At 61.7% G+C, this 10,223-nt stretch carries 9 protein-coding genes and 1 pseudogene; 6 read left to right on the top strand and 4 right to left on the bottom strand.

The features are described 5' to 3' along the window. Window positions 1–306: pseudogene (locus WAW39_RS12690) on the bottom strand (hypothetical protein); the annotation flags it as partial. A 371-nt stretch (window positions 307–677) separates the two neighbouring features. Between WAW39_RS12690 and WAW39_RS12685 the strand changes: the two are divergent. Next, window positions 678–2,243 (top strand): sialidase family protein, encoded by a 1,566-nt coding sequence (locus tag WAW39_RS12685; RefSeq protein WP_422319345.1) that lies wholly within the window; start codon window positions 678–680, stop codon window positions 2,241–2,243. A gap of 610 nt (window positions 2,244–2,853) precedes the next feature. Here WAW39_RS12685 and WAW39_RS12680 read toward each other — a convergent pair. After that, window positions 2,854–4,806, bottom strand: coding sequence for a DUF1549 and DUF1553 domain-containing protein (locus tag WAW39_RS12680; protein WP_422319343.1), 1,953 nt, complete (start codon window positions 4,804–4,806; stop codon window positions 2,854–2,856). A gap of 177 nt (window positions 4,807–4,983) precedes the next feature. On the opposite strand from WAW39_RS12680, the gene nuoF reads away from it, so the two are divergent. From nuoF to WAW39_RS12655, 5 genes are all read left to right on the top strand, one after another. Beyond that, window positions 4,984–6,378, top strand: a complete 1,395-nt coding sequence (gene nuoF / locus WAW39_RS12675) for an NADH-quinone oxidoreductase subunit NuoF (protein WP_422319341.1) — start codon at window positions 4,984–4,986, stop codon at window positions 6,376–6,378. Beyond that, a complete protein-coding gene (locus WAW39_RS12670; RefSeq protein WP_422319339.1) occupies window positions 6,375–6,887 on the top strand; it encodes a hypothetical protein in 513 nt (170 codons plus the stop codon). Before nuoF ends, WAW39_RS12670 begins: the two co-directional genes overlap by 4 nt. Window positions 6,888–7,237: 350 nt before the next feature. Next, a complete protein-coding gene (locus tag WAW39_RS12665) occupies window positions 7,238–7,606 on the top strand; it encodes a hypothetical protein (protein ID WP_422319337.1) in 369 nt (122 codons plus the stop codon). Between the two features lie 110 nt (window positions 7,607–7,716). Then, window positions 7,717–8,349, top strand: coding sequence for a hypothetical protein (locus WAW39_RS12660; RefSeq protein ID WP_422319335.1), 633 nt, complete (start codon window positions 7,717–7,719; stop codon window positions 8,347–8,349). Between the two features lie 273 nt (window positions 8,350–8,622). Beyond that, complete coding sequence (locus WAW39_RS12655) at window positions 8,623–9,069, top strand: hypothetical protein (RefSeq protein WP_422319333.1); 447 nt, start codon at window positions 8,623–8,625, stop codon at window positions 9,067–9,069. Window positions 9,070–9,098: 29 nt separating this feature from the next. Here the strand turns inward: WAW39_RS12655 and WAW39_RS12650 are convergent, their stop codons facing one another. Together WAW39_RS12650 and WAW39_RS12645 are read right to left on the bottom strand one after the other, a co-directional pair. Then, window positions 9,099–9,716: a hypothetical protein gene (locus tag WAW39_RS12650; RefSeq protein WP_422319331.1), complete on the bottom strand. Its 618-nt coding sequence runs from the start codon at window positions 9,714–9,716 to the stop codon at window positions 9,099–9,101. A 9-nt stretch (window positions 9,717–9,725) separates the two neighbouring features. Beyond that, window positions 9,726–9,905: a hypothetical protein gene (locus tag WAW39_RS12645; RefSeq protein WP_422319329.1), complete on the bottom strand. Its 180-nt coding sequence runs from the start codon at window positions 9,903–9,905 to the stop codon at window positions 9,726–9,728. Between the last annotated feature and the right edge of the window lie 318 nt (window positions 9,906–10,223).

Here is a 10,223-nt window from a genome sequence, read left to right as displayed (position 1 = left end):
GGCTTCTTCCTTGGCAATGCGTGCGGCTTCCTTGGCCTCGATGGCTGCCAGGCGTGCGGCTTCCTTCTCGGCCAGCGCCTGCGCCTTGGCGGCTTCGCGGGCCGCGATGTCTGCGGCGACCTTCGCCTCCATGGCGGCGGTGAGGGTGGTGGTGAAATCGATCATCTGCTGGCTGAGCTCCGCCGCAGTGGCGGTGAGCGCCGGGGCGGCGTCTTCGAGCACGCGAGGCTGGATTTCGAGCGCCTGAAGTTTCTGCGCGGTGTCAGCAAGAAGGGCGAGGAATTTGGGATCGAGCTTGGTGGTCATTAGCGGGGGTCGGAAAAAACGAGCGGGGATCAATGATCAGAGATGGGCGGGTGTAAAGCACAGATGCGGAGCAGTGGGAGCAGGTTGGGGAGGGAGTTTGGAGGCGGTGGGTGGTGCCATGGCCTGGAGCACTCTCGGCAGCAGGACATTTCGAAATTGAAGGGACGTTCGATTTTTGCCGCAAAGGGGCAGAGAAGCAGAGGGAGCAGAGGAAGGGCGTGCTCAGCCGGAAATGAGTTTTACGAACAACCAAGGCAGACGGGCGGGCTGTCGCCACACCCATCTTACGGGGGCTGTGAAATGGGGGCGGAAATGAGCGCCATGGGTGCATGGCTTCTTGACCTCGGCGCTGGCTGCGCAAGCCTGAGGCCATGCGAAAACAACCCCTCCCCCTGCGCATCTCCTTTCTGGCCCTCCTCGCCTCCACCGTCACCAGTTTCGCGGCGGAATATGCCCCGCTTTTCCTGAGTGCGAACCAGTTGTCCATCGCCACGGGCAAGCCTTCGCTGGTGATGATGTCCAGCGGCTCCACGCACATCCCGGTGTGGTCGTTGTCAGGGGGCACGGATGGGCAGTCGGTGAGCGGGGTGGTGACCGGGCTGCCCAAGGACTGCGGCGGCGTGCGGGTGGAGATCACCGTGACGAGCACTGACGCAGCCACGAGCCCCGCCTTGGAGGATGTTTACCGCGTGCACCTTTCCCAGATGGTGGAGGGGGCGCCCTTCACGGAGCGGCATCTGCAGGGAGATCCCATTCGCACGGCGCTGCCTGCCGCGCCGCTGCACTCCCGCACCATCGTTTTGGAGTCCTACTACCAGGTGGTCCCCGATGCCCCGCTGTGCGTGCGCATTCAGCGCGAGCCTGCGGACCCCGCCGACACCTTCACCAGCCCCACCGGTTTGGCGGTGGTCAAGGTGACGCCGCTGAGCGCGCCCCAGGAGGCCCATCTGGTGCAGGAAGCGCAGGGCTACAATTCCTGGCCGATGCTGCAGGCCATCGGCGACAAGCTGGTCTGCGTTTACAGCCGGGGCTCCGGGCACACCATTGGCGAAGACTCCCGCGCCACCTACGCACGCACTTCCACGGATGGCGGCAAAACGTGGACGGCTGAAACCGTGGTGGCGAACTCCCCCGGCTATGGCGATGTGCCCGTGGGCAAAGGGCTGGACTCCACCGGGGCGATGCTGCTCTGGGTGCGCCGCGTCGGGGCGCAGTGGCACCAGGATCTGTACCGCACGACGGATGGGGTGAAATTCACGCTCGTCACCACGCCGGAGCTGGCGGTGCGCCCGGTGCAGATCACGGATGTGTTTGCGGTGCCCACGGTGGGCCTCATGGCGCTGTGGTTCGCGGGCGATTATGGCGATGCAGGCCCGACGCACTCCTGGGGCATGCTGACGAGCAAGGACGATGGCAAGACCTGGACGCAAACACCCATCGAGTCCGGCCTGACGAAAGATCAGTGGCCCACCGAGCCCTCCGCCGTTTATCTCGGCGATGGCAAAATTTTCGCCATCGGCCGCACGGAGGCGGGAGACTCCACCACGGCGCGCTCCCAGTTCCAGATGCTCTCCACCGACCACGGCAAGACCTGGACGCGTGCACAGACCAACATCACCGATGTGCTCATCTCCACGCCGAGCCTGATCCTCGATGCCAAAACCGGGCTGCTGAGCAACTACCACTTTCAGCGTGGTCGCGCCGGCATCCTGTGGCGTCGTGTGGTGGATCCGAAAAGCGTGATCGCGAATCCGCTCCGCTGGCCCATGGGCGAAGCGGTGGCCGTGGGCAGCGGCAGCACTATCGACGCCGGCAACGTGAACGCCACGGTGATCGGGGACACGCATTACCTCTCGTTTTACTCCGGGAAGAAACCGGACACGGCGGTGCTGGTTTCCGCCTTGGATGCACCAAAGGACAGGAAGAAGCAAAAGTAGAGAACTGGCGCGAGCGGGGCTCGGCACGATGTCTGACCGCCACTTGTCCTCGCACTTGGATTGATGCGCTCATCTTGGAATGGAGCGCCGCAGGCCAAAGCGTCCCGGAGCGCGGACTTCCAGTCCGCAGCACTCCGCAGACACACGCGACTCCATAGCCACCCTATCGCTTTTCACCGTCTCGTCCCTCAGCGCTCGTGCTTCCGATGTTCTGCCCGCAGCCACACCCGCTGTGCGTATGCGACCTGCTGCGGACTGGAAGTCCGCGCTCCTGGGGCGCTGGGTGAAGAAACCGGACACGGCGGTGCTGGTGTCGGAGGGTGGGGGGAGGAAGTAGGTGAGGCGGGACGTGTTGGAGCGATGTGCCAAAAGGCAGCCAACGCAAATCCCCTCTCCCCGTCGAGGACTCACTTTGCTTGAATCATAGCCTTCGGGGAGAGGCTGGGTGAGGGGGGCAACGAACCCCCTTCGTATGCATGGGATGGCCCCTCACCCGACCTCTCCCCAAAGGGCGTTTTGGGCGTTGCTATGTCAGCGGTGGGGAGAGGGGAATCGCTTTTGTCCGCTCAATATGTATCAGCGGAAGCGGCGACAAAACGTGAAAGCGGCCTCAATCCACAAACAGCATCTCATTCCCCGCCAGCAGCGCCTGCGCATACTGCGCCCACACGGCGGCATCGTTTTCGCGCCCACTGACAAACGCCTGCGCCACTGACGCCTCATGGGCGCTTGGCTTGCGGCCGAAGAGGCGGGCATAGACGGCGTCCACGCAGTGCTCCATCGCCCATTTCCCCAGCACTTCGGACTGCTGCTGCATGAAGGGGGAATTGAGCGCAAAGAGGCCCTGCAGCGGCGTGATGGTTTCGGTGCGCCAGGGGTTGTGCGCGCCGGGATCGGGCACGTCGTGGATGCGCAGCATGGGGTCCATGTCCTGGCGGTCGGAGGCGCCGTAGAGGGAGCGGCGGTGATTGGCCGCAGCGCTGATGGATGAGGCGGGGCCGCCGATCTTGAGATCAATCTGGCCGGTGGCGCTGAGAATGGCATCGCGCCAGGATTCCCAGTCGAGGCGGCGGCGCAGCATGCGGGCGTAGAGTTTGTTTTCGGGATCGCGCTGCTCGGAGGCGGCGGCGATGCTGCTCTGCTGCCAGGTGGCGGAGTTCAAGATCTCACGGTGCAACCACTTGATCGACCAGCCGTGCTCCATGAAGCGACCGGCGAGATCATCGAGCAATTCGGGATGCGTGGGGGCTTCGCCGAGGTTGCCGAACTCGCTGGGGGTATCCACCAAGCCGCGACCGAAATGGTGCTTCCATACGCGATTGACGATGACGCGGGCGGTCAGCGGTGCGGCGTCTTCCACGATGGCCTGCGCGAGTTCCAGGCGACCGCTTCCCGTGGTGAACTTGCGCGGCAGGCCGGTCTTGGAGGGAAACATGGAGAGGAAGCGGCGCGGCACCGCAGCGCCGAGGTCATTCGGATTCCCGCGCTTCATGAGCTCCAGGTCACGCGCCATGCCCATTTTGTAGTCCAGCTTGGTCCCGTGCTCCTTTTCCTTGTTCACCACGTAGAGCGCGGCGTCCTCCACGGCATTGGCCATGGGCATGTTGTAGTGCGGGGTGGCGGTCTTGATGGAGGCGATGACGGCTTCGATTTTCTTGGCCTGCTCCGCCATGTCCTTCGGCTTCTTTTTCTTGAGGTCGGCCATCTGCTTTTCCATGGCCGCCACCTCCGCCCGCGCCTTGGCCACGGGCTTCCAGAATTCATCCTTCATCGTGGGCAGTTCGGAGAGCTTCACGGAGGCGAAGACGCCGGCGAGCGCATAATAATCCTGCGCGGAGATGGGGTCGGACTTGTGATCATGGCAGCGGGCGCAGGCCAGCGTGAGGCCGAGGAAGGTGCGGCCAATGGCATCCACATGCTCCTCCCATTCATCCGCGACGGTGGTCTTGATGATCTCCGGCGGGAGCTGCAACTCCTTAAAATACGTGGGGCTCAGGCCGATGAAGCCCAGCGCCACGCGATCCTGCGGGCCGCACTCGGGCAGAAAATCCGTGGCTAGCTGGCGCAGCACGAAGCGATCGTACGGCATGTCCTCATTGAGCGCCTGCACCACCCAGTCGCGGTAGAGGTAGGAGTACTTGGTGGAGTCCAGCCAGTCGGGGGTTTGATCCGTGTAGCGCGCCAGATCCAGCCAGTGGCGGGCCCAGCGCTCGCCGTAGTGGGGGCTGCGCAGGGTTTCATCCACGGTGCGGCTCCAGTCGGCGGCGGCCTGCTCGGCGGGAGGCAAACCGGTGAGATCAAAGGCCAGCCTGCGCTGCAGCACGCGCTCGTCCGCCCTGGGGGCTGGCTGCATGCCTGCGGCCTCCATTTTGGCGAGAATGAAGTAATCGATGCGCGTCCGGGGCCATGCGGCGTCCTTCACCTGCGGCAGCCCGCCACGCTTCAGCGGCGCAAACGACCACGGCACCGGCTTCGGCCCCTCGTCTTTTTTGGCGATGGCCATCCCGGCCGCTGCGAGGAGCAGGAGGGGCAGACAGAGGGAGCTGGGGGTGGAAAGGCGCACCTGCAAAGTACAACGTGGGATGCTCGAAGCTTTCCAGAAAATAGGTCTTACAGGCCCTATACGATCTATTCAGGAGTGCCCCACACCTACCCCCACCCTTCCCGCTTTCCGGCCAGCTTGTGAAATTTTTCACAAATCCCAGTTGCCCACCTTATTCACACTCGGATACTGCGAACCATGGCCTCCCCCGTCCAGTATCTTCCCGGAAAAGAACCCCATGCGCGTGAAAAGCGCCTGATCTTCAAGAACATCGACCGCGCCGGTTACAATCCGTCCATCGAGTGTTACATGGAGAATGGCGGGTATGAGCAGCTCAAAAAGGCGTTCACCATGGAGCGCAGCGCCATCACCAATGAGGTCAAAGCCAGCGGTCTGCGCGGCCGTGGGGGTGCAGGCTTCCCGACCGGCGTGAAGTGGGGCTTTATCCCGCCGACGAACACGAAGCCGGTCTATCTCATCTGCAACGCGGACGAATCCGAACCCGGCACCTTCAAGGACCGCTACATCATGCACCAGGATCCGCATCAGCTGATCGAAGGCATGACGATCGCCTGCTTCGCCGTGGGCGCCAAGCTCTCCTACATCTACGTGCGCGAAGAATTCCCCTACGCCGCGAAGATCCTCGAAAAGGCCATCGCTGAAGCCCACGAAAAAGGCTTCCTCGGCAAGAACATCCTCGGCACCGGTTTCGACTGCGAGATCTACGTGCATCGCGGTGCAGGCGCCTACATCTGCGGTGAAGAGACCGGCCTCATCGAATCCCTCGAAGGCAAGCGCCCCTACCCGCGCATCAAGCCCCCGTATTTCCCTGCGGCGCTCGGCCTCTACATGAGCCCGACCATCGTGAACAACGTGGAATCCCTCTGCCACGTGAAGCACATCATCGAGATGGGCGGCGCGGAATACGCCAAGCTCGGCACGCCGAACAACACCGGCACCCGCATCCTCTGCGTGAGCGGCGATGTGCAGAAGCCCGGCTACTACGAAGTCGAAGTCGGCAAAGTGACGATGGGCGAAGTCATCGACGTGCTCTGCGGCGGTCTCAAACCCGGCCGCAAACTGAAGGCCATCATCCCTGGCGGCAGCTCCTCCAAAGTCCTGCGTGCCGATGAAAAATTCAAGCTCAAGGACGGCCGCGAACTCGGCATCATGGACATCCCCATGGACTTCGACACCATGGCGCAGTGCGGCACCATGGCCGGATCCGGCGGCGTCATCATCATGGACGACAGCCGCAGCATGACCTGGGTCATCAACAACCTGAACGCCTTCTACGCCCACGAATCCTGCGGCCAGTGCACCCCCTGCCGCGAAGGCAGCCTGTGGATGAAGAAAATCAGCGACCGCATCGTGGCTGGTGACGCCAGCCCCGATGACGTGGACACCCTGGAGACCGTGGCCAACCAGATCGAAGGCAAGACCATCTGCGCCTTCGGCGAAGCCGCCTCCTGGCCCACCCAGAGCTTCATCAAGAAATTCCGCGACGAACTCAAAGGCGACTGCAAACCCGATTTGGCAGGCAAGATCGTCAATGAAGAGACGCTGGTGGCCGCTGCGGGTTTGGTGGTGTGAGTTCGTCCACCGCCAAGGAAAAGCTCTGGAGCTTCAGACGGTTGATGGTCGTTTTGATCTTCACCGTTCTGGTTTGGTGGTTTGTCGCCTATACGATGGAAAAAAGATCCATCGCTTACGCCCCCTGGCAGGGCACCAATTTCATGGTGGGAACAATGCGCCAATTGATCACTCCCGAGTACGTCGCTTCCAAACTAGGCCCCTCAAGCCCGCGTGATGAGGCACTGCTGCGCACGGACTGGCAGTTCGACGAAGCCATGGTGAAAAAGATCAACATGCCATGGAGCCCCGCCACACCCAACAAAGACGGCGGGGACTCGCTTTACTACATCGTCTGCGACTTCAACAACGACGGCAAAGTCCCCAATCCAGAACTCATGACCGTGCCGCCGAAGCCCGGCGCGACGCAGAAGGAACTGACCACCCGCATCGCCCTCTTCTCCGCCGGGCCTGACGGAGACCCCTCGACGTGGGAGGACAATCATCCACCGACGTTCAAGGGGTGGTAGGAGCCAAGGCGCGTGTGTCGATGTTTATTTGAAACTCGACAGCCACAGCCTCGCTCGGGTAAAACGGAGGCATGAGTGATGAACGGCGCATTGACCGCATGGCGGGATGTTCATGTCTGGGAAAGTTACTTTTGGGCGGAGCCGTGTCAGCTTTGGCCGTCTATTACGCTCTCAACTTAAACCAATGCTTCTATGCCACCGACCGTGGCAGAGTTCGCATGCAAGTTCGACAAACGACATTAGATCTTAAAATTGCGATTGAATGTTATCACACTGATTACAATCGCTTTCCCATCCCGGAGTCTGACTTGCACAGTCCGAATGATGCTTCCATCCGATCACGAGGCCCGATGCTGCCCATACTCATCGGCAATGAGAGCGTTCCGCAAAACGTTCCATCGATGAACCCCAAAGACATCGTTTACCTCAGCTTGCCTCAAGCCCAGGACCGCAAAAACGGCCTATGGCACGACGGCTCGGAATGGGTGCTCAGTGATCTCTGGGGCGAGCCCTACTATGTCGTCCTCGACACGAACGGGGACGGCAGCCTCGCCAAGCCCGAGTTTGGCGCGGATCAGTCGGACGCCGAATACGAGAGGCGATGCCGGATGCTTCCGCCGCCTGCGACGCTGCCACTGAAGGTGCTCATCTACTCCTCCGGCCCGGACCGCGATCCCAAGACCTGGAAGGACAATGTGTGCTCGTGGCAAGCGCGCTGAGCAGCCTCCGAGCCCTCCACAAGCCCCTGGCTTTTCCAGTCAAAGCCGGTCCGCTGCCCTCACCCACTCGGTGCTCGACAAAGCAAACGTCTCTCAGGTAAAACAGCGCCATGAGCGAAACCACCACGCCCTACCATGATCCGCTCAATCTGAAAAAAAGCGGCTGCACCTGGGTCTTGCTCACGCTGGGCATCATTGCCGCACTCATCGTTCTGGCCTCGCCAGTCTTGATCGATCTCTGGGTGTCTTCACAAGGTCCAAAGCTTCAGCCGGCAACAGTCCTCAGAGAAATCAAATACGGGCTCTTAAGCTATGAGGCGGAATACCAGCACTTTCCCATTCCGGAATCCGGCTGGCACGGGCCTGATGCAACACTCCGCACACGCGGCGTCATTCTTTCTGCCCTCACGGGCAAAGACACCACTCTCAATCCCCACGAGATCAAATTCACCGACTTCCCTCCCGCCAAAGACCGCAAATTCGGCCTCTGGAAGGACGGCGCGGAATGGGTGCTCAGTGATCTCTGGGGCGAGCCCTATTACATCGTCCTCGACACGAACGGCGACGGCAGTCTCGCCAATCCCGAGTACGGAGCGGATCAGTCGGACTCCAGGTACGCCGAGCGATGCAGGAACAATCCGCCTCCGGCGACCTTGCCTTTGCGCGTCCTCATCTACTCCTCAGGCAAAGACCGGAATCCCAAGACGTGGCAGGACAATATGTGCTCGTGGTATTCACGTTGAGCATTTTCACTCCACCCGCCTCATCACCCGCAGCGCAGCGTTTTTGGCGGTCAGCGCCGCCGTGCCGTGGGCTTGATGCTGCCACGCATCGCGAGGCCCATGCGTGGTGCCTTTCACCGCCTTGTGGACGGCGCAATGACGCGGTGCATCGCCTTCATTCGGAACTCGACAGCCGAGGCGAAACCGCCAAGAATGTCGAACTTGAGCGCGCTGGGACGCTGGCTCGCCCCTCGTTTCCCTGCGCACCATTGAAGTTGAAGCGCCATCCCGCCCATGAGCCGATACACTGTCATCCGCTATTCCATGATCCTGGCCGCTGTGGCGAAGCCGCTGCTGGTCATGGCCATCTACCTGCGGCTCTCCTCGAAGGTGGAGTCGGTCCATTGGCTGTTCGTCATCGCGGCATTGTTTTTCATCACAGTTCTCCCGTCCTTGCGCATTGATCCAGTCGAGGATGAAGAAGCCCGGCGGCGTGCCAACCGTGTCAGCTGGGTGCGGGCTCTCTGCATCTACCTCATCGCGCGGTGGATTCTTGATCAACCGGAGGCCGAGACCTTTCTCTCAGGCCTGGCGTCACGTCTGTGGGACTGGAGACCGGTGACGGTGGTGGCCATTTTTTGCCTCATGCAATTTCGCACCGACCTGCGGGCCGCCCTCCACTTCAAATTCAGCGATCTTTATCCTCACTTGAAGCGAGAACCGCAGCCGGAGGCTCCCTGAGTCGGCCTCATCTAGCACCGCTCAAAGGCTCACTCCACCCGCCGGATCACACGCACCGCATACACCTTCGCCGTCAATTCGGAGAGCTTCACGGGCTTCTCGTCGTCCCGCAGGGGATCGCGGGCGAGGTATTCCAGGCCGTCTTTGCCGACGATGACGCACCAGTGCTGGATGCCGCCGAGGAGGAAGTACTTCACCACGGGGTAGGCGCCGGCTTCCAAGGCCGCGTCCATCACGGCGTGGCTGGCGGCGGGATGGTAATCGGCGGCGAGTTTTTTGTCGGTCACGCGGGGGATGGCGTTCCACACCACCCAACCCTGCGGGAGGAAGCCGTCGGCTTTCTTCAGGCGCTCGTTGAGTTCCTTGGGCGTGAGCTCCACGCCGAGGTCTGAGCAGGCCATGGCCACGCTGGAGACGAGGCAGCCGTGGCTGCCCAGCGTGCCGGTGGAGGTGCCGAGCTGATCCGCCGCCCAGCGTTTGTCCTTTTGCAGGTGCGTCTTCCCATCATCCGGCAGCCGGATGTGCAGATCCTTGCCGCCGGTGGAGGCAATGGCGGGAGCGATGCGTGCCCAGCAGGTACGCAGCATCACACAACTGCTCGCCACGATCACCAGAACAAGCAGCCCGATGAAGGCGTAGCGGCGCATGCGGGAGTCTTAGTGGGCCTTCTTCTCGCCGTGCTCGGCTTCCTTGGCGTGGGAATCGCCATGGCCTTCGTCGTGCGCCTTGTGCATGCCTTCGTGCAGCACCTGGGTTTCCTTCCAGGAGTGCTTTCCACAGGAAGTGGAGGCGAGGACGAGGGCGGCGGCGCAGAGAATGAACGAGGCGGTTTTCATGTGAGATCGGAGTCCGGCATCCTATCGGAAGAGGCCCGTCGTGCAAATGACAATTCGCGTTCCGGTGGGCATCCTTCGGCGGGTCCAAAGGGGGCACATAGGCGGTCTTGTCGGCTAAGAATCGGCCACCCGGAGCGTTTCCTCTTCAGCGCGTCCGCACTGTTCGTTCATGCGAGCTGTAAATTCATCTTGTCGGAAGCGCTGGCCACCGTGTATATACATGTGCATCAACAGTTTTTATTGAAATGAATCCGTCGCAGCCTGGTAACCCGCAGAATCCTCAAAATCCGCAGCAGCCACCACCTCCTGGTGTCACAC

This window comes from Prosthecobacter sp. (genome assembly GCF_049294395.1).
Classification (GTDB): domain Bacteria; phylum Verrucomicrobiota; class Verrucomicrobiia; order Verrucomicrobiales; family Verrucomicrobiaceae; genus Prosthecobacter.
Note: the sequence above shows the minus strand (reverse complement) of the source record. Positions and strands in the feature narration are given on the sequence as shown.